Raw genomic sequence first — 19,740 nt, forward strand, 5'->3', positions numbered from 1 at the left:
CCCGTTCGCTCGGCTCCGGCGGTTCGTACGGAAAACAGCTCCCCGGCGCAAAGGAAATCCGTTCCATGACCTCGCAGCCGAGTCTCAACACGACAGGAAACGAACGCGGGCCCGAAGACCCCGGCGGCAGCCCCGGGCTCCAGGCCGGGCTCAAGAACCGGCATCTGTCGATGATCGCCATCGGTGGTGTCATCGGGGCGGGCCTGTTCGTCGGTTCCAGCTCCGGTATCGCCACCGCGGGGCCCGGCATCCTGCTGTCGTACGCCCTCGTCGGCACGCTCGTCGTGCTGGTGATGCGGATGCTCGGTGAGATGTCGGCGGCCAACCCGACCTCGGGTTCCTTCTCCGCGCACGCCGACCGGGCACTCGGGCCCTGGGCCGGTTTCTCCATCGGCTGGCTGTACTGGTTCTTCTGGGTGGTCGTGCTGGCGGTCGAGGCGACCGCCGGTGCCGTGATCCTGGAGGGCTGGATACCGGCCGTGCCGCAGTGGGCCTGGGCCCTGATCGTGATGGTCGTGCTGACCGCCACCAACCTCGTCTCCGTCGGGTCGTACGGCGAGTTCGAGTTCTGGTTCGCCGGGATCAAGGTGGTCGCGATCACCGCGTTCATCGTCATCGGCGGGCTCGCCGTGTTCGGGCTGCTGCCCGGCGTCGACAGCGAGCAGGCCGGGCTGAGCAACCTCACCGAGCACGGCGGCTTCCTGCCCCACGGTGCCGGCGCCATCCTCACCGGTGTGCTCCTGGTCGTCTTCTCCTTCATGGGCAGCGAGATCGCCACCCTGGCCGCCGGTGAGTCCGAGAACCCGCAGCAGGCCGTCACCAAGGCCACCAACAGCATCATCTGGCGCGTCGCCGTCTTCTACCTCGGCTCGATCTTCGTCGTGGTGTCCCTGCTGCCGTGGGACAGCAAGTCCATCACCGACGACGGCTCCTACGTCGCCGCGCTCGACTCCCTCGGCATTCCGCACGCCGGTCAGATCATGAACTTCATCGTGCTGACCTCGGTGCTGTCCTGTCTCAACTCCGGCCTCTACACGGCCTCCCGCATGGCCTTCTCGCTCGGCCAGCGCGGCGACGCGCCGAAGTCCTTCGCCCGCACGACCGCCAACGGCGTGCCGCGGACGGCGATCCTCGCATCCGTCGCGTTCGGGTTCGTCGCCGTCTTCTTCAACTACAAGTTCCCGGACTCCGTCTTCCTGTTCCTGGTGAACTCCAGTGGTGCGGTCGCCCTCTTCGTGTGGCTGGTGATCTGCTTCTCGCAGCTGCGCATGCGGAAGATCATCAAGGCCGAGGCGCCGGAGAAGCTCGTCGTGAAGATGTGGCTGTACCCGTACCTGACCTGGGCGACGGCCGCGCTGATCGTGTTCATCCTCGGTTACATGCTCACCGACACCGAGCACGACGGGCGCCAGACCATATCGCTGTCGCTGCTCGTCGCGGCGCTCGTCCTCGTCGTCGCCTTCGTCAAGGAGAAGGCCGGTGGGCGGCGGGCCGCCGCCGACGCCGCGCAGGCGGAGACGCAGACGCAGACGCAGACGCAGGACGACAGCCGGGATGAGGTCTCGGCCGGCTGACCCTTCCGGCGCTTGCCGTTCGTGGTGAACGGGGGCCTGCGGTGCGTGTACTTCCCGTACGCGCGCCGCAGGCCCTTTCCGTTGCCGCCTACAGCACCCTGAAGCTGTCCCTGACCTTCTCGTACGTGCGGAGGGCTTCCGGTTCGATGCCGGAGTCGTACCAGGTGTTGATCTGGTACGACGTGCCGTCCACGTTGAAGCCGAGCAGGCGGGCGTGCCAGTGGACGCCCCGCAGCGTGAACGTGTACTCCCAGACCACCGCCGGGTGGCCGCGGAACGTCGTCTCCGCCAGGCGGATCTTGCGGTAGTCCTGGCCCTGGTGCGCGTTGCGCTCCGATGTCTGCCAGGTCTCCAGCAGGTCGCCGCGGGCCAGGGACGACTTGCCGACCAGTTCCTGCGTGCCGTCCGGGGAGGTGTAGTGCACCTCCGCGCCCGTCTTCACGTCCCGCCGCCAGCCCTCGGGCGTCGCCCAGGCGAATCCTCCGGCCTCCCGGTGCGCGCCCGGCGGCAGGCTCTGCGGCCTGGACGTGCCGTCGACGGTGGCTGAGGGCGTGGAGTCGGGGGTGGGGTCAGTGGTGGTGTCTGAGGTGGCTTCTGGGGTGGCGTCCGTGGTGGGTGGCGCGGAGGCCGTGGCGCCCGCTCGGGGGGCGTCGTCGCCCGGTGAACCGGATGGCGTCGCCAGCACGATTCCTACGACGGCGCCGGCCGTCGCGACCATGGCTGCCGCGGCGGCGAGCATCGTACGGCGGTGTCCGGCGCGGGGGCGGGCCGCGGCCGGTGCGGCGGGGCCTGGGAGTTCGCCCGGCGGCATCGCGGTGGGTGCCGGGGTGGAGTGGGGGCGGTACTCCGTCGCCGCCTGTGCTCGGGTGAGGGAGACGGGGCTCGGGCGGTGGGTGGGAGCGGTCGTGGTGGGGGTGACGGCGGGGCTTGGCGAACGGGCCGTGTTCCGTTGTGCCGTCCCCTTGGTGGGGGTGGGGGCGGGGTGTTCGTCCGGCCCGGGTTGCTCGTGCGGCTCCGGTTGCTCGTGCGGCTCGGGTTTCAGGCCGGGCACGGGTTCGGGCTGTCGGTCCGGCACCGCGACGGGTTCCTGGGCAGGCGCCCGGTCCGACACCGGTTCCGGCGACTCCCTTGCCGCCCGCTCCCGCTGTTCCCGACGCGCACCCACCGGCACCGTAGGCGTCGGCGCCGGGAACGCCACCGGTTCCAGGGCCGCTTCCAGTTCCTCAAGGCCGGGGCGGACCGATGGGTCCTTTTCCAGCAGGGACGTCAGGATGCCGCGCAACGGACCGGACGCGACGGGGAGTTCGGGTTCGTCGTACAGGACCGCGTGCAAGGTCGCCAGCGTGGTGTCACGGGCGAAGGGAGAACGGCCGCCCAGGGCCGCGCAGAGGGTCGCGCCGAGGGACCAGACGTCGGACGGCGGGCCCTGCGGGCGGCCGGAGATGCGCTCGGGGGCCATGTAGTCGGGCGAGCCGACCAGCATCCCGACCATGGTGAGCGCCTTGGCGTCCTGGATCGCGGCGATACCGAAGTCCGTGAGCACCACACGCCGTTCGCGTCCCGATCCGGCCGGACCGTTCCCGTTCCCTCCCCCGTTCTCGTTCCCGTTCCCGCTCCTGTTCTCGTCCTCCACCAGCACGTTGCCCGGCTTGATGTCGCGGTGCAGTACTCCCCTCAGATGGACCTGCCGTAGCGCCGCGACCAGACCGAGCCCGATTCGGGCCGTATCGCAGGGGCTCAGTGGGCCCTCTTCCGCGAGGATCCGTTCGAGGGAGCGGCCCGCGACCAACTCCATCACGATCCACAGGCGTTCGCCTTCGTCGACCACGTCGTAGACCCGTACGACGTTGGGGTGGTCGATCCGGGCCGTGGCCCTGGCCTCGCGCAGGGTGCGTTCGCGGCGCGTCCTGCTGTCCTCCGCGCCGAGGCCGTCGATACGCATTTCCTTGACGGCGACCTGCCGGTCGAGCATTTCGTCGGCGGCTCGCCACACCCGCCCCATTCCCCCCTGGCCAATACTTTCGACCAGCCGATAGCGCCCCGTCACCAATATCCCTGGAACACCGCCGATGTTCGCATTCCCCGGCAATCCGCTGCACCCCCTCCACGACGCCGCGACCGTCTCCAGTGAAACACAACGGTCACACTTCGCGCCTCACCAGGATAGTGCCGGGAAATCATGTGGTAGCTCTTTCAGTACTGCGAATTCACGCGCAGTACAGGGAAGTCCAAGGGCAGCCCAAGGGCGGTCCAGGGGGACGCAAGGGGGGCGAAGATGAGTTCTCGTCGCACGGCGGCGGTCGCGGGAGCGCTGGTCGCGGCATCTTTCTCGGCGGTGGTGATCCTTTCCGGAACGGCCGGCGCGGAAGACGAAGGGCCCGCAAGCAGCAAGGGCGGAAAGGCCGTTGACGAGGCACCGGCGGGGGTGAAGCTGACCACGCTGCTGCCCGGGAAGATCTCCGTCGACAACGGCTCCGAAAAGACAGCGCTCACCGCCACGGTGAAGAACGATGGAAACAGGGACAGCGGGAAGATCCAGCTTTTGGTCGTCGGTTTCGACGGGCTCACCGTCAAGAACGTCCAGGGGTGTTCCCCGATAGCCGAGGACAAACTTCCGAAGGGTTCGAACAGCGGTTTCAGCTGTCCCATCGACAATCTAGCGGCCGGTAAGTCCAGGTCGTACGCCGTCGACGCGGCGTACGACCTGGGCAAGACCGGGAAGATCTGCCTGCCCGTCCAGGCGAGCGACGGGAAGAAGACGTTCTGGCAGCAGGGCCCGGTGCCGTTCGGCACGACCAATCCGTCGCCGGACGCACCGGCGACGCCCCTGCTGCTCGGCACCGACAACGAGCCGGTCTCCCCCGGCAAGCCGGACTCCCCGGGCGGCAAGGAACTGCCGAAGACCGGTCCGGCGCGTGATCTGCTGCCGCTGGGCGCGGCCGGCGCGTCGCTGCTCGCGGCGGGCGCGGCCGGGACGTGGTGGTCCCGGCGGCGGCCGGCACGGCAGAAGGCCTGAACCGGCCTTCGTGCCATGACACACGAGGGGCTCCCCGGGCCTGAGGGAAGGTGCGCCCGGGGAGCCTCTGGCGGGAAACGACGGGTCAGCGCTTGTCGGCGAACTTCCACGCCGTCGGCAGCAGCCCCATCGCCAGCGCCGCCTTCAGCGCGTCGCCGATCAGGAACGGCGTGAGGCCGGCCGCGATCGCGGCGGTGGCGGACATGCCGGTGGCGAGGGCCAGGTAGGGCACGCCGAGGGCGTAGATGATCGCCTCGCCCACCAGCATCGTGCCCGCCATGCGCAGCATCGACCGGTCGGCGCCGCGGCGGGCCAGGGCGCCCACCACCGTGGAGGCGAGGATCATCCCGAGGATGTAGCCGAAGGAGGGGGCGACGCCGGAGGCGCCGCTCGCGAACCACGGCATACCGGCGAGGCCCGCCACGGCGTACAGCGCCAGTGAGAGGAAACCGCGGCCGGCGCCGAGGGCGGTTCCGACGAGCAGCGCGGCGAAGGTCTGGCCGGTCACCGGCACCGGTGAGCCGGGCACGGGCACGGCGATCTGCGCGGCGAGGCCGGTGAGCGCGGCTCCGCCGAGCACGAGGGCCGCGTCCCGGACACGGAGAGGCCGGCAGCAGGTCGGCGAGGACCTGCCCGGTGCGGGTGGATGTGGCGGCAGCGGTGCTCATGGGGACTCCGCGAGGGTGAGGGCCGGTTCGGGACACGGTGACGCTATCCCAGCGCGCTCGCCCGGATCACCGTCAGCGCTCGACAAAGGCGCGATCGCGCGCTTGGTTGGCTTCGGACAAAGGGCGGGGACACACCGGGCACGAAGTGATGCCGGTCACGGGGGTGGCGAGGCTTCGATCACGCGGCGGGCGGGCAGGCGGACTGTAGGGTTTCGCCAAATCACCGTATGGACAGGTGTCAACCCTCCGCTTCCGGACCCTCACAGCACGCGTTCCGGGCGTCCGCATGTTGGACGGCCCTCCCCGCGAGGCGGAGAGACCGCCCAGACTGGCGGCGTTTTTGCCCTCTCCCGCCTCTCACGCATTGGACGAGCCGCGCCCATGCCCAGCAGCACCACCACCGGGACGCCGCCCAGCACGGACGACGTCTCCCTCTCCCACGGCCTGAAGCAGCGCCACCTGTCGATGATCGCCCTCGGCGGGGTGATCGGCGCCGGTCTGTTCGTCGGCTCCGGCGCGGGCATCGCCGCGGCCGGTCCGTCGATCGTGGTCGCCTACGCCCTCTCCGGTCTCCTCGTGATGCTGGTGATGCGGATGCTGGGCGAGATGTCGGCCGCGTATCCGTCGTCGGGCTCCTTCTCCGCGCACGCCGAGCGGGCGATCGGCCCCTGGGCGGGCTTCACCGCGGGCTGGTCCTTCTGGGTCCTGCTCTGCACGGCCGTCGGCCTGGAGGGCATCGGTGCCGCGAAGATCGTCAGCGGCTGGCTGCCGGGCACGCCGGAGTGGGCGTGGGTGGCGCTGTTCATGGTCGTCTTCTGCGGCACGAACCTCGCGGCCGTGAAGAACTTCGGCGAGTTCGAGTTCTGGTTCGCGGCCCTGAAGGTCGGCGCGATCACCCTGTTCCTGGCGCTGGGCACCCTGGCGATCCTCGGGATCCTGCCGGGTACGGACTCCCCCGGCGCCTCGCATCTCACCGACTTCCTCCCCAACGGCGGCGAGGGCCTGGTCATCGGACTGCTCGCCTCGATCTTCGCCTACGGCGGGCTGGAGACGGTCACCATCGCGGCGGCCGAGTCGGAGAACCCCGTCAAGGGCGTGGCGAGCGCGGTCCGTACGGCGATGTGGCGTATCGCGCTGTTCTACGTCGGCTCGATGGCCGTCATCGTCACGCTGGTACCGTGGGACTCCAAGGAGGTCGTCGAGAAGGGCCCGTACGTCGCCGCCCTCGACGAACTCGGCATCCCGGGCGCCGGCCAGCTGATGAACGTCGTCGTCCTGGTGGCCCTGCTGTCCGCCATGAACGCCAACATCTACGGCGCCTCGCGCATCGCCTACTCGCTGGTGGACCGCGACCAGGGCCCGAAGGTGCTGGGCCGGGTCTTTGGCGGGGTCCCGCGGATCGCCGTTCTCGCCTCCTCCGTCTTCGGTTTCCTGTGCGTGCTGCTGAGCTACTGGCGGCCGAACGACGTCTTCTCCTGGCTGCTGAACATGATCGGCGCGGTGATCCTGGTCGTCTGGATCTTCATCGCCGTCTCGCAACTGCGGCTGCGGCGACGCCTGGAGCGGGAGACGCCGGAGAAGCTGGTCGTGCGGATGTGGGCCTTCCCGTGGCTGACCTGGGTCGCGCTGGCGGGGATGGCGGGCATCTTCGTCCTGATGGCACGGGAGCCGGACACGCGGGTGCAGTTGTACTCGACGGGCGGGATGACGCTGTTCCTGGCCGCCGTCGGGTACGCCTGGCAGAGGGCGCGCGCCAGGCAGTAGTTCCTGCCGGCTCCGGCACCGAGGCCCCCGCGACACGCGGGGGCCTTTTCGTGTGCCCTGGGCACCCACCCCACCGTCTTGCTGCTAGCGTGCAGTTGCAAGACTATTGCAATAAGAGGTTCGGAGGGTTCCCCGCCATGCCCGTGTACACGTTGCCTGACCTGCCGTACGACTACTCCGCGCTCGCTCCCGTGATCAGCCCCGAAATCATCGAACTGCACCACGACAAGCACCACGCGGCCTATGTCAAAGGCGCCAACGACACGCTGGAGCAGCTTGCCCAGGCGCGGGACAAGGAGACGTGGGGGTCGATCAACGGGCTGGAGAAGAACCTGGCCTTCCACCTGTCCGGGCACATCCTGCACAGCATCTACTGGCAGAACATGACCGGCCCGAAGGACGGCGGTGGTGAGCCGCTGGCGCAGGACGGTGTGGGCGAACTCGCGGACGCGATCACCGAGTCGTTCGGGTCGTTCGCCCACTTCAAGGCGCAGCTGTCCAAGGCCGCCGCGACCACCCAGGGTTCGGGCTGGGGCGTGCTCGCCTACGAGCCGCTGAGCGGGCGGCTGATCGTCGAGCAGGTCTACGACCACCAGGGCAACGTCGGCCAGGGCTCGACGCCGATCCTCGTCTTCGACGCCTGGGAGCACGCCTTCTACCTCCAGTACCGGAACCAGAAGGTCGACTTCATCGAGGCGATGTGGCAGGTCGTCAACTGGCAGGACGTCGCCCGGCGTTACGAGGCCGCCAAGTCGCGCGCGGACGTGCTGCTGCTGGCGCCCTGACGACGGCGCGCCGTCGAGTCGTCCTGCCTCGTGATCGTCTTCTCACCCTTCACGAACGGCAGGCGGAATGAAGGAAGCCCCCGCGAGGACGTGACTCGCGGGGGCTTTCCGTGCCTGCGCTACGGCTTGCGGCCCAGGCCGCCGTGCTGGCCGATCGGTTCCGTCGGAGCGCCCGGCTCGGGGTGCCACAGGGGTACCGAGACCACGCCCGGCTCCACCATCTCCAGGCCCTCGAAGAAGGCCTCGATCTGCTCGACCGGCCGCAGGTGGTACGGGACCGCGCCGGTCTCGTTGTAGGCGTCCTGGGCCTGTTCGTAGGCCGGGTCGGTGCCGCGGGAGCCCTCGTTGAGGGAGAGGTAGCTGCCCGAGGGCAGGCCGGCCAGGAGGCGGCGGACGAGGTCGCGGGCCTCGTCGTAGTCGGCCACGTGGCCCAGGATGCCGCTGAGGATCAGGGCCGTGGGGCGGGTCAGGTCGAGTGTCTTGCCGGCGGCCTCGATGATGCGCTCGGGCTCGTGGAGGTTGATGGGCTCGTACGCCGTCGCGCCCTCGGGCGTGGAGGTGAGCAGGGCGCGGGCGTGTGCGAGGACGAGCGGGTCGTTGTCGACGTAGACGATCCGCGACTCGGGAGCGAGACGCTGGGCCACCTCATGGGTGTTGTCGACGGTCGGCAGGCCGGTGCCGACGTCGAGGAACTGCCGTACGCCGGTTCCCTGGAGGAGGTGGCGGATGCTGCGGCCGAGGAAGGCGCGGCTGCTGCGGGCGATGGTGACGATGCCGGGGAACACGGCGGTGTAGGCGTCACCGGCCGCCTCGTCCACCGGGTAGTTGTCCTTGCCGCCCAGCCAGTAGTTCCAGATCCGGGCCGAGTGCGGCACCGAGGTGTCGATCTGCGTCATGCGCCCATGGTGCTACGGCACATACGTCTCGCACGGCACATTGAGTGAGAGGAGTGCGGCAAAACCGTCGGGGTTCATGCGCAGTTCGCTGATCGCCGCGTTCCGCAACCGCGGGAACACTCTGCGGTACTCCCCGGCCGGGATGGACAGCAGCGTGCACAGCACCAGGCGCAGCAGGGTGTTGTGGGCGACGACGAGGACACGTCCGCCGGGGTGGGCGCCGGCGATACGGCGCAGGGCGGCGGCACCGCGGGCCGCTGCCGCCGCCGGGTCCTCCGCCCCGGGGAAGGGATGGGCGACGGGGTCGGCACGGAAGGCCGCGGCCCGGTCGGGGACCTCGGCCTCGAACTCGGCGAGCGTACGCCCCTCCACGACTCCGAAGTCGCATTCGCTGAGGTCGGGTTCGCGCCGCGGGACGAGGCCCAGGGCACGGCAGGCGGGCTCGGCGGTGGCGACGGCCCGGGAGAGCGGGGACGTCCAGACGGCGTCGACGGGGTGGGCGGCGGCCCAGCGGCCGAGCGCCTCGGCCTGGGCGCGGCCGGTGTCGGTGAGGCCGATGTCGCTGACACCGGCGTAGCGGTTCTCGGCGTGCCAGACGGTCTGCCCGTGCCGGGCCAGGAGGAGGGTCGTGGTCGTGGTCATGGGTCGGTCCGTTCGTGCGCGGTCGGGCCGCCGGTGCGGGGCCGTGGCAAGGTGGTCGGAGCGCCGATGCGGGGCGGCGCCGTCGTCGTCGAATCGCCCGCGCGGGGCAGCGCCTGGATCCTGCGATCGCCCGCCCGGGGCGGCACGGGGGCCGTCACATCACCCGCCCGGGACGGCACCAGGATCGTCGTCATGACTCCGCCGTGCCCAAGTGCAGGCGGTCTCGGGCATGTGCCGCGACGGGGGCGGGCAGCCAGCCGCGTGCCCCCAGCGCGTCGACGAGGCGGGCATACGGCTCGGCGAAGCGGGCGGTGCGGTCGGCGCGGGGTTCGAGGACGGTCCGGACGCGGACCATGCGCTCGGCGACGTCGGCGAGCGCGACAGCTCCGGACGCCCCGTACGCGGCCAACCCCGCCATCCCCAGGGCTGGTTCCGTCTGTTCCGGGACCCGCGCCGGGCGGCCGAGGATGTCGGTGCGGAGCTGGTTCCAGTACCGGCTGCGCGCGCCGCCGCCGGTGAAGGTGAGCGGGCCGTCGAGGGGAGCGCCGAGGTGGTGCAGGTAGTCCAGGCACAGGCGTTCCGCGAAGCCGACGCCCTGGAGCAGCGCGGCCCACAGGCCGGCGTCGCCCTCGGGTTCGCCGAGCACGAAGGGGCCCGCGTCCGGTGCCCTGAACGGGAACCGCTCCCCCGGCGAGACCAGCGGGTACGCGACCGCGCGGGACGGCTCGAACGCCGCCGCCCGCGCGTCCATCGAGGCGGGGTCGGCGTCCGGGAAGTGCGCCGCGAGTACCCCCGCTCCCACGCTCGACGCCCCTCCGGGCAGCCAAGTACCGTCGGGGGCAAGGTGGTTGTAGACCACGCCGGTGGGGTCCCGGACCGGGTCGCGGGCGGCTCCCTTCAGGACGAGCGTGGTGCCGAGCACCGAGTTCCAGGAGCCGGGGCGCAGCGCGCCGGAGGCGATCTGGGCCGCGCAGCCGTCCGTCATGCCGGCGAGCACCGGGGTGCCGGCGGGGATGCCGGTGGCGTCGGCGGCGTCCGCGCAGACCGCGCCGAGGCGCGTGCCCGGGCGTACGACGTCGGGCAACAGATGGTCCGGGACCCCGAGTTGGGCCAGGGTGGCCTCCGGCCAGGCCGCCGCGTGCAGGTCGTAGCCCGTCTTGAGGGCGTGGCTGGAGTCGGCCGGGGGCGGTTCGCCGGTGAGGCGGGTGATGACCTGGTCGGGCTGGTGAGCGAGCCGGAGGCCGGGACCGTACTCCCCCACCAGCCACAAGGCCTTCGGCAGGGCCCAGGTGTCCTGGACCGCGAGTCCCGTCTCCCGGGCTCTCGCGGCCTCCGCCGCCGCGCGCCCGTCGTCGTACATCAGCGCCGGGCTCACCGGACGGCCCGAGCGGTCCGTCAACAGCACCGTGCCGGACGTGCCGCACACCGCGAGGCCGCCGACCGGCACGCCGGGCGCGGAGCCGAATGCCGCGCGGGACGCCGTGCACAGCGCCGACCACCACTGCTCCGGGTCCTGCTCGTGCCGCACCCCCTCCCGCCGCCCGGTCAGCGGGGCCGAGCCGCTGCCGAGGACCCTGCCGTCGGCGGTGACGAGCAGCACGCGGACGCTCTGTGTGCCCAGGTCGATCCCCAGCCAGCCCGCATCCTCGTCCGCCATCCGGAACCTCCCACGCCGTCGCAGCCGGATCTGTGAACTTCTCACTGTGCCCCGATATTTTCCCGTGCGCGAGGGATTGACGCCCAACTTCAGCCGTTCCACCCTCTGTTAACGAGTCGACTCGACGTGTTAACCAGCCCCCACGTGGAGGTACGGATGAACACGCACGTGCACGACCGGCGGCGCTTCCTCGCGCTCGCCGCCGGGGCTGTCGCGGCCCCGCTGCTCACGGCCTGCGGGGCCGGTTTCGGCGGGGACGACAGCAAGAGCGACGGGTCCGCCGCGGACGACGTCACCGGCTCCTTCGACTGGAAGCGGGAGAAGGGCACCACCGTCAAGGCGCTGCTCAACAAGCACCCGTACACCGACGCGCTCATCGCCGACCTGAAGTCCTTCACCGCGAAGACCGGCATCGAGGTCGAGTACGACGTCTTCCCGGAGGACAACTACTTCGACAAGCTCACCGTGGACCTTTCCAGCGGGCGTGCCTCCTACGACGTCTTCATGCTCGGCGCGTACATGGTGTGGCAGTACGGGCCGCCGGGCTGGCTTGAGGACCTCGGGCCCTGGATGCGCAACTCCTCGGCGACGGGCGCCGAGTGGGACCAGGCGGACTTCTTCCCGAACCTGCTCCAGGCCGACCAGTGGTCGCTGAAGGCGGGCGCGCCGCTCGGCCAGGGCGGGCAGTACGCGCTGCCGTGGGGCTGGGAGACAAACGTCGTCGCCTACAACACCGAGGTGTTCGGGAAGCTGGGGCTGAAGCCGGCCGAGACCTTCGACGAGCTGGCCGAACTCGCCGGGACCATCAAGCGGAAGGCGCCGGGCACCGGCTTCGACGGGATGTACGGGATCGCCGTACGCGGGTCGAGGAGCTGGGCCACCATCCACCCGGGCTTCATGACGATGTACGCCCGCAACGGGCTGAAGGACTTCACGGTCGACGGCGGGAAGCTCACACCGGCGATGAACAGCCCCGAGGCCGTGGCGTTCACCGAGGACTGGGCGCGGATGGTCAAGCAGGGCGGCCCGCCGTCCTGGACGTCGTACACCTGGTACCAGTGCTCCAGCGACCTGGGCGCGAAGAAGGCCGGGATGCTGTTCGACGCCGACACGGCCGCCTACTTCCAGGCGGTGAAGGGCGCCAGCCCCGCCTCGGGGAAGATCGCCTTCCATCCCGGTCCAAAGGGTCCGGACGGGTCGCTGGCCACCAACATGTGGATCTGGTCGCTCGGCATGAACGCCAAGAGCGAGAAGAAGAGCGCCAGTTGGCTGTTCCTCCAGTGGGCGACCGGCAAGGAGCATCTGCGCAAGGGCGCGATCACGCACAACCACATCGACCCGGTGCGCAGGTCGGTCGCCGACGACACCGCCTACAAGGACAAGATGCGGCATCTGCCGGGCTTCCTGGAGACCTTCGAGACGGTCGTCGACCAGACGAAGATCCAGTTCACCCCGCAGGCGCAGTTCTTCGACGCGACGACCAGCTGGGCGGCGGCCCTCCAGGAGATCTACGGCGGCAAGGGCGCGCAGTCGGTCCTCGACGGGCTGGCGGACGACCTCGCCGGCAAGGTGGGTTAGCCGATGGGGTGGCGGCTCACCCTGCGCCCGTACGTCCTGATCGTGCCCGCACTGCTGCTGACCTGCGGGATCCTCTACCCGTTCGGGCTCGGCCTGTACTACACGCTGTTCGACTTCTCGGCGAGCAAACCGCAGCCGGACATGGTGCGGTTCGAGAACTACACGACCGTCTTCACGCAGGAGGCCTTCTGGAACTCGGCCTGGGTGACGGTGCTGTACGCGGTCGGGGCGGCCCTCGTCGAGACCGTGCTCGGCGTGGCCGTCGCCCTGCTGTTGCACCGCTCGACGCTGGTGGGCCGTGTGCTGGAGAAGATCCTGATCCTGCCGCTGATGATCGCCCCGGTGATCGCGGCGATCATCTGGAAGCTGATGCTCCAGCCCTCGGTGGGAGTGGTCAACCACCTGCTGCGGCCCTTCGGGCTGGGCGGGGTGCAGTGGACGGACACCCCGACGGGTGCCCTCCTGTCGTCGATCGCCGTGGACGTGTGGGTGTACACGCCGTTCGTGGCGATCCTCGCCCTCGCCGGTCTGCGGTCGCTGCCCACCTCCCCCTTCGAGGCGGCGGCCGTGGACGGCGCGGGGTGGTGGTACACCTTCCGGCGGCTGACGCTGCCGATGCTCTGGCCGTATGTGCTGGTGGCGGTGATCTTCCGGTTCATGGACTCGCTGAAGGTGTTCGACATCATCTACGCCCTGACGGAGGGCGGGCCCGGTGACTCGACCGTCGTCCTCCAGATCCGGGCGTATCTGGAAGCGATCCGCTTCCAGCGCTATTCCTTCGGGATCAGCTACACGATCGTGCTGTGGGCCGTGGTGTATCTGGCCGCGATGGTACTGGTGAAGCACCTGGGGAAGATCCAGCGGCGGGCCGCGGAGGTGACCACGTGAGAAAGCGTGTGCTGGGGTGGCTCGCGGACGCCGCCCTCGTCCTCTACTTCGTCTTCGCGCTGTTCCCGATCGCCTGGATGGTGATCCTCTCCCTGAAGCCCGCCGACCAGCTGTTCAGCACGTACTTCTCCTTCTCCCCGACGCTGGACGGCTACCGGACGGTCCTGGGCGACAGCGAGGGCATTCCGTTCGTGCGGTTCTTCGTCAACAGCCTGGTGGTGTCGGTGGGGGCGGTGGTGCTGTCGCTGGTGGTCGGGCTGCCGGCGGCGTACGCCTCGGCGCGGTGGCGGTTCAAGGGCTCGGAGAACCTGATGTTCACGCTGCTGTCATTCCGCTTCGCGCCCGAACTGACCGTGATCATCCCGCTGTTCGTGCTGTACCAGAAGCTCGGGCTGTTCGACACGTACGTCGGCATGGTGTGGGTGCTTCAGCTCGTCACCCTGCCGCTGATCGTGTGGATCATGCGGTCGTACTTCGCCGACCTCACGCCCGAGCTGGAGCAGGCGGCCCTGCTGGACGGCTACACCCGCAAGCAGGCGTTCTTCAAGGTGGCGCTGCCGCTGGTCAAGCCGGGCATCGCGGCCGTGTCGCTACTGGCCTTCATCTTCGCCTGGAACAACTTCGTCTTCCCGCTGATCCTCACCTCCAACGAGGCCCAGACGGTGACCGTGGGCGCGCTGTCCTTCCTCGGCGGGGACCGGCCCAAGTACAACCTGACGGCCGCCGCCGCGCTGGTGTCCGTCGTACCGCCGCTGCTGCTGGCGCTGACGATCCAGCGGTATCTGGTGCGGGGACTGTCGTTCGGGGCGGTGAAGTCGTGATCAGGCTCAGCGGGATACGGAAGGCGTACGGGAAGACTCTCGCGCTCGACGAGCTGGAACTGGAGGTGCGGGAGGGCGAGTTCTTCTGCCTGCTGGGCCCGTCGGGCGCGGGCAAGACGACCACGTTGAAGACCGTCGCCGGGCTCGAACAGCCCGACTCCGGCACCGTCGTGCTCGACGGCGAGGACATGCGGGGCGTGGAGCCGTACGACCGGGGTGTGGCGATGTGCTTCGAGAGCTACGCCCTCTACCCGCACCGCTCGGCCTACGACAACCTCGCCTCGCCGCTGCGCTCGCCCCGGCACCGGCTGCCCGCCGCCGAGGCCCGGCAGCGGATCGGCGCGATCGCGGAGATGCTCGGGATTTCGGGGCTGCTGGACCGGCCGGTGGGCCAGCTGTCCAACGGGCAGCGGCAGCGCGTCGCCCTCGGCCGGGTGCTGGTCCGCCCCGCCCGGGCCTTCCTCCTTGACGAGCCGCTCTCCCACCTCGACGCCAAGCTCCGCCAGCAGATGCGGGCCGAGCTGAAGGCGATCGGGGCCATGCAGCACACCACCACGCTGTACGTCACCCACGACTCCGTCGAGGCCCTGGCGCTCGGCGACCGGATCGGCGTCATCCGGCAGGGGCGGATCGTGCAGACGGGCACGCGGGAGGAGATCTGGTACCGGCCGTACGACACGGAGGTCGCGCGGGCCTTCGGGCGGCCCCGGATCAATCTGCTGCCGGGAGTGGTGACGGAGAGCGGCGTGCGGTCGGACGGCGGCGTGGAGCTGCCCGTCCGGGCGCAGGCACCGGCGGGCACCGAGGTCCTGGTCGGGCTGCGGCCCCGGGACATCGCCCTGCACGGCGAGGGGCACGAGCTCACCGGGACCGTGTACGTCACCGAGGTGCTCGGCCGGTCCGTCGAGGTCACCGTCCGGCTCGGAAGCGGGCAGCAGCGGGTGTCGCTGGTGGCCCCTCGGGCCGACGCGGCACGCCTTCGTCCGGACGATCCGGTACGGCTGGTGGTCCGGCCTGAGAACCTGCTGCTGTTCGAGGCCGACCGGCCGGAGCGACCGGGACGACGGATAGAGACACAGCGATGAGCGGCAGCAGTGGTGGACAGCAGGGACCCGCGGCGCGGCAGGCCGCCATGGCCGAGCAGGTGCTGGCCGACGGCTCGGCGACGGCGGCGGAACTCGCCGAGCGGTTCGGGGTGAGCCTGATGACCATCCACCGGGACCTCGACGAGCTCGAACGGCAGGGCATCGTAAGGAAGTTCCGGGGCGGGGTGACCGCGCAGCCGTCGGGCGTCTTCGAGTCGAACGTGCAGTACCGGCTGAAGACGATGCGGGCCGAGAAGGCCGCCGTGGCCGACCGTGCGCTGCGGATGGTGGAGCCCGGTATGGCGATCCTGCTGGACGACTCCACGTCCACCCTGGAGATAGCCCGGCGCCTGCGCACGGGCGAGATCACCCCGCTGACGGTCGTCACCAACTTCCTGGAGGCGATCAACCTCCTCTCCGACCAGCGGGGCATCCACCTGATGGCGCTCGGCGGCGACTACGACCCGCTGCACTCCTCGTTCCTGGGGGTGTCGTGCGTGGAGGCGGTCGAGCAGCTCCGCGTAGACGTGTGCTTCGCGTCGACGTCGGCGGTGCACCGGGGCTACGCCTACCACCAGGAACAGCACATCGTGTCCGTGAAGCGGGCGATGCTCGACGCGGCCGCGCGGAACGTCCTGCTGATCGACCACACCAAGCTCGGCCGGGTCGCCCTGCACCGGGTCGTCCCGCTGTCCCGCTTCGACACGGTCCTCGTGGACGACGGGGCGTCGCCGGAGGCACTGCGGGATCTGGACGAACACAAGGTCCGTTACGAGGTTTGCGCGATGAAGGGCGGCCATGACGGGACTGGAGCTACGTGAACTCCGCAAGACATACCGGTCGCGCGGGCGGCCGTCGGTGGACGCCGTACGCGGGATCGACCTGAGTCTCGATTCAGGGGAGCTGCTCGGGCTCCTCGGTCCCTCCGGCTGCGGCAAGTCGACGACCCTGCGCATGATCGCCGGATTGGAGCCGGTGACCGGCGGGGACATCCTGGTGGGCGGGGCGTCGGTGGTCGAACGGCCCGCGCAGCAGCGGAACATCGGGGTCGCGTTCGAGAACTACGCGTTGTATCCGCCGCTGTCGGTGGCGGAGAACCTGGCGTTCGGGCTGAAGGCCCGGGGCCGTAGGGCTCGTGGGGACGTCGACCGCACGGTGAAGGAGATCGCCGAGCGGGTCGGCCTGACCGACCTCCTCGGCGCCCGCCCGGCCGGCCTGTCCAGCGGCCAGAAGCAGCGCGTGTCGCTGGCCCGGGCCCTCATCCGCGAGCCGGACGTGCTGCTCCTCGACGAACCGCTCTCCCACTTGGACGCGGCCCAGCGGGACACCACCCGCCGCGAACTCAAGCGCATCCAGCAGGACCTGGGCCACACCACCATCCTGGTCACCCACGACCAGGAGGAGGCCCTCTCGCTCGCCGACCGGATCGCCGTGATGAAGGACGGCGTCATCCAGCAGCTCGGCACCCCCTACGAGATCTACGACAGCCCGGCCAACGTGTTCGTCGCGGACTTCGTCGGCGAGCCCGCGATCACGCTGCTGCCGGGCATCGCCGACGGTGACGGCCGGGCCCGCCTCTCCGACACGGTGCGGATCGCGCTGCCCGTGCCGGTGGACCAGGGGCGGGAGGTCGTGGTCGGCATCCGCCCCGAGGACGTCCGGCTCACCGCCGAAGGCGGCCTGCCCGCCCGGGTCGTCGCCCACGAACCCCTTCTGGAGTCGGGCCTGGCGACCCTCGCCCTCGACGGGGTCGAACGGCACCTGGTAGTCCTCACCGATCCCGAGGTGCGGCTCGCCCACGACGACCGGGTCCGGGTCGCCGCCGACCTCCAGCACACCCATGTCTTCGACGCCGAGACGGGAGAGTCCCTGCGATGACTGCCGGAAACAGCGTGCGTGTGGTGGCCGCCGGTGACCACTTCGTCCTGCCGTCGCTGATCACGCGGGCGGTGGAGCAGGAGGTGGGGCGGGCCGATGTCAGGGAACTGAGGCTCGGCTGGCCGCTGGAGCCGTTCGGGCCGGTGGCCGAGGTGCAGGAGGCCAGTGACGCCGAGGACGAGATGATCGAGGCGCTGGCCGGGGCGCAGGTGCTGGTCACGCAGATGGGGCCGGTCACCGAACGGGTCCTCGCCGCCTGCCCGGCTCTGAGGCTGGTCGTGGTCTGCCGGGGCGGGCCGGTGAACGTCAACCTGGACGCGGCGAAGCAACGTGATGTGCGGGTGTGCTTCGCCCCCGGCCGCAACGCCGCCGCCACCGCCGAGTTCACCGTCGGCATGATGCTGGCCGCCCTGCGCCGCATCCCCCAGGCCCACGACCCGCTGGCTCGCCAGGGCAGCTGGGAGGGGGCGACGTACTACACGTACGAGCGGAGCGGTCTGGAGCTGGAGGACCTGCCCGTCGGACTGGTCGGATACGGGGCCGTCGGCAGTCGCGTGGCCCGGGTGCTGTGCGCGTTCGGGGCGCGGGTGATGGTGTACGACCCGTATGTGCACGGCGAGATCCACGGACTGCGCGTGACCTCGCTGGACGAACTCCTGCGCCGCTCCCAGGTGATCACCCTGCACGCCCGGCTCACCCCGGAGACCCGGGGGCTCATCGGCGCCCGGGAGCTGGCCCTGCTGCCGCCGGGCGCGGTGGTGGTGAACGTGGCCCGGGGACCGCTGCTGGACGAGGCCGCGCTCTGCGACGCGCTGGAGAGCGGGCAGCTCTCGGCGGCGGCGCTCGACACGTACGAGCGGGAGCCGCTGCCCGCGGAGTCCCGGCTGCCGGGACTCTCCGAACGCGTGGTGCTCACCCCCCACTTGGGCGGCGCTTCGCGCGCGGTGGCGGAGAAGGCGGCGCGGATCGCCGCCGAGGAGGTCGGCCGCTGGGTGCGTGGCGAGCCGCTCGCGCACTGCCTGACCTGAGGACGGAGGAGAGCCGCATGTACGTCGGTATCGATGTGGGCACGTCCATGGTCAAGGCCGCGGCCTTTGACGACAGGGGCCGGGAACTGGCCGTGGCGTCCCGCCCGGTGGACCTGAAACTGCACGGCGGGTTCGTCGAGCAGGACATGGACGAGGTGTACGCGGCGGTCGTCGCCGTGCTCGACGAGGTCACCGGACGGGTCCCGGAGCCGGTCGAGCTCGCCGGGCTCACCGGGCAGGGCGACGGGGTCTGGCTGGTCGACGGCGAGGGTCGGCCCATACGGGCGGCGGCCTCCTGGATGGACGGGCGGGCGCACGAGCTGGTCGACCGGTGGCTGGCCGACGGTACGTTCGAGACGGTGTTCCGGCACACGGGCAGCGCGATGTTCCCGGGCTGTCCGGGGCCGCTGCTGGCCTGGCTGGACAGCAACGAACCGAAGGCGCTGGATGCCGCGAAGGCCGCCCTTTACTGCAAGGACATGGTGTTCCAGCGGCTGACGGGGGCGGGTCCGACGACGGATGTGTCGGACGCCTCGATGCCCTTCCTGGACCCGCGCACCCGGACGTACGACAACCGGGTCGTGGAGCTGCTGGGACTCACGCACCGGCGCCGCCTGCTGGCCCCCGTCAGCGACCCGGTCGCGACGGCCGAGGCGCGGGGCGAGGGCCTGCCGTCCGGCACCCGGATCGCGAACGGCCCGTACGATCTGCCGGCCTGTGCGCTGGGCGCCGGGGTGACGGCCCCGGGGGACGGTCTGCTGATCGTCGGGACCTGCCTGGCCAGCCTGGTCTCCACGACCGAGCTGGACCTGACGGGTGAACCGGCCGGCCTGTACATCTCCACCGACCGGCCCGGTCACTGGCTGCGCGCCATGCCCGCGATGGTCGGCACGGCGGCCCTGGACTGGGTGCTGTCGACGACGGGGGTGCGGCACGACGAGGTGGACGGCCTGCTGGCCGACACCCCGCCGGGCGCGAACGGCGTGCGCGTGCTGCCGTACTTCGCGCCCTCCGGTGAACGCGCCCCCTTCGTCGAGCCACGGCTGCGCGCCGAACTCACCGGCGTGTCCCTGGAGTCGACCCGGGGCGATCTGGTCCGTGCCACCTGCGAGGGCATCGGCTATGCCGCCCGGCACTGCCTGGAGGCGGCGGGCCTCGACGGGAACCTGGCCGTCTGCGGCGGCGGCACCCGCAGCCCGGCCTGGATGCGGCTGCTCGCCGATGTGCTCGGCCGGCCGCTGCGGGTCGTCGAGGGCGAGGTGGGTGCCCGGGGCGCGGTCCTCGCGGCGGCCGAGCGGTACGGCGTGCCGCTGGACGCGCAGGTGTGGACGCGTCCGACGGAGGTCGTCGAGCCGGACCGGGGCCGGGCCGCGTACTACACGAAGGGGTACGAAGAGCACCTGGCCCGGCTTGCCGGGGCACGGGCCCGGGCAAGGACCTGAACATCCGGATGGCGAAAG

At 70.8% G+C, this 19,740-nt stretch carries 16 protein-coding genes and 1 pseudogene; 12 read left to right on the forward strand and 5 right to left on the reverse strand.

The window, feature by feature from the left end:
• The first annotated feature begins 65 nt into the window (after positions 1–65).
• On the forward strand, positions 66–1,574 hold the full coding sequence (locus tag V8690_RS14345; RefSeq protein WP_338778982.1) for an amino acid permease: 1,509 nt from the start codon (positions 66–68) through the stop codon (positions 1,572–1,574).
• Between the two features lie 88 nt (positions 1,575–1,662).
• On the opposite strand, the gene V8690_RS14350 is transcribed toward V8690_RS14345, so the two are convergent.
• The gene (locus tag V8690_RS14350) at positions 1,663–3,624 is read right to left on the reverse strand and encodes a protein kinase (RefSeq protein ID WP_338785350.1); all 1,962 of its coding nucleotides are present in this window, start codon (positions 3,622–3,624) and stop codon (positions 1,663–1,665) included.
• A 225-nt stretch (positions 3,625–3,849) separates the two neighbouring features.
• On the opposite strand from V8690_RS14350, the gene V8690_RS14355 reads away from it, so the two are divergent.
• A complete protein-coding gene (locus tag V8690_RS14355) occupies positions 3,850–4,590 on the forward strand; it encodes an LPXTG cell wall anchor domain-containing protein (RefSeq protein ID WP_338778984.1) in 741 nt (246 codons plus the stop codon).
• 85 nt (positions 4,591–4,675) lie between these two features.
• Here V8690_RS14355 and V8690_RS14360 read toward each other — a convergent pair.
• A pseudogene (locus V8690_RS14360) lies at positions 4,676–5,258 on the reverse strand (biotin transporter BioY).
• Between the two features lie 381 nt (positions 5,259–5,639).
• Here V8690_RS14360 and V8690_RS14365 point away from each other — a divergent pair.
• Together V8690_RS14365 and V8690_RS14370 are read left to right on the forward strand one after the other, a co-directional pair.
• The gene (locus V8690_RS14365) at positions 5,640–7,022 is read left to right on the forward strand and encodes an amino acid permease (protein WP_338778987.1); all 1,383 of its coding nucleotides are present in this window, start codon (positions 5,640–5,642) and stop codon (positions 7,020–7,022) included.
• Between the two features lie 137 nt (positions 7,023–7,159).
• Complete coding sequence (locus tag V8690_RS14370; protein ID WP_338778989.1) at positions 7,160–7,807, forward strand: superoxide dismutase; 648 nt, start codon at positions 7,160–7,162, stop codon at positions 7,805–7,807.
• Positions 7,808–7,926: 119 nt separating this feature from the next.
• Here the strand turns inward: V8690_RS14370 and V8690_RS14375 are convergent, their stop codons facing one another.
• The 3 genes from V8690_RS14375 to V8690_RS14385 all read right to left on the reverse strand — a co-directional run bounded on the left by V8690_RS14375 (position 7,927) and on the right by V8690_RS14385 (position 11,002).
• Entirely contained in the window at positions 7,927–8,703 is a 777-nt protein-coding gene (locus V8690_RS14375) for an SAM-dependent methyltransferase (RefSeq protein ID WP_338778991.1), read from the reverse strand.
• Positions 8,704–8,715: 12 nt separating this feature from the next.
• Positions 8,716–9,345 (reverse strand): histidine phosphatase family protein, encoded by a 630-nt coding sequence (locus V8690_RS14380; RefSeq protein WP_338778992.1) that lies wholly within the window; start codon positions 9,343–9,345, stop codon positions 8,716–8,718.
• Between the two features lie 190 nt (positions 9,346–9,535).
• Entirely contained in the window at positions 9,536–11,002 is a 1,467-nt protein-coding gene (locus tag V8690_RS14385) for an FGGY family carbohydrate kinase (protein WP_338778994.1), read from the reverse strand.
• A gap of 156 nt (positions 11,003–11,158) precedes the next feature.
• On the opposite strand from V8690_RS14385, the gene V8690_RS14390 reads away from it, so the two are divergent.
• From V8690_RS14390 to V8690_RS14425, 8 genes are read left to right on the forward strand one after another with little or no spacing between them, the layout of a single operon-like run.
• The gene (locus V8690_RS14390; RefSeq protein WP_338778996.1) at positions 11,159–12,580 is read left to right on the forward strand and encodes a sugar ABC transporter substrate-binding protein; all 1,422 of its coding nucleotides are present in this window, start codon (positions 11,159–11,161) and stop codon (positions 12,578–12,580) included.
• A gap of 3 nt (positions 12,581–12,583) precedes the next feature.
• A complete protein-coding gene (locus tag V8690_RS14395; RefSeq protein WP_338778998.1) occupies positions 12,584–13,468 on the forward strand; it encodes a sugar ABC transporter permease in 885 nt (294 codons plus the stop codon).
• Positions 13,465–14,289 (forward strand): carbohydrate ABC transporter permease, encoded by an 825-nt coding sequence (locus tag V8690_RS14400; protein ID WP_338779000.1) that lies wholly within the window; start codon positions 13,465–13,467, stop codon positions 14,287–14,289. Before V8690_RS14395 ends, V8690_RS14400 begins: the two co-directional genes overlap by 4 nt.
• On the forward strand, positions 14,286–15,374 hold the full coding sequence (locus V8690_RS14405) for an ABC transporter ATP-binding protein (protein ID WP_338779002.1): 1,089 nt from the start codon (positions 14,286–14,288) through the stop codon (positions 15,372–15,374). The genes V8690_RS14400 and V8690_RS14405 overlap by 4 nt, the downstream gene beginning before the upstream one ends.
• A complete protein-coding gene (locus V8690_RS14410; RefSeq protein WP_338779003.1) occupies positions 15,371–16,195 on the forward strand; it encodes a DeoR/GlpR family DNA-binding transcription regulator in 825 nt (274 codons plus the stop codon). Before V8690_RS14405 ends, V8690_RS14410 begins: the two co-directional genes overlap by 4 nt.
• Entirely contained in the window at positions 16,173–17,252 is a 1,080-nt protein-coding gene (locus V8690_RS14415; RefSeq protein ID WP_338779005.1) for an ABC transporter ATP-binding protein, read from the forward strand. The genes V8690_RS14410 and V8690_RS14415 overlap by 23 nt, the downstream gene beginning before the upstream one ends.
• Positions 17,249–18,280 carry a 2-hydroxyacid dehydrogenase gene (locus V8690_RS14420; RefSeq protein ID WP_338779007.1) on the forward strand — a complete coding sequence of 344 codons (1,032 nt, stop codon included), beginning with the start codon at positions 17,249–17,251 and terminating at the stop codon, positions 18,278–18,280. Before V8690_RS14415 ends, V8690_RS14420 begins: the two co-directional genes overlap by 4 nt.
• Before the next feature lie 17 nt (positions 18,281–18,297).
• Positions 18,298–19,722, forward strand: a complete 1,425-nt coding sequence (locus V8690_RS14425; RefSeq protein ID WP_338779009.1) for an FGGY-family carbohydrate kinase — start codon at positions 18,298–18,300, stop codon at positions 19,720–19,722.
• The last annotated feature ends 18 nt before the right edge of the window (positions 19,723–19,740 follow it).

This window comes from Streptomyces sp. DG1A-41 (assembly GCF_037055355.1).
GTDB lineage: Bacteria > Actinomycetota > Actinomycetes > Streptomycetales > Streptomycetaceae > Streptomyces.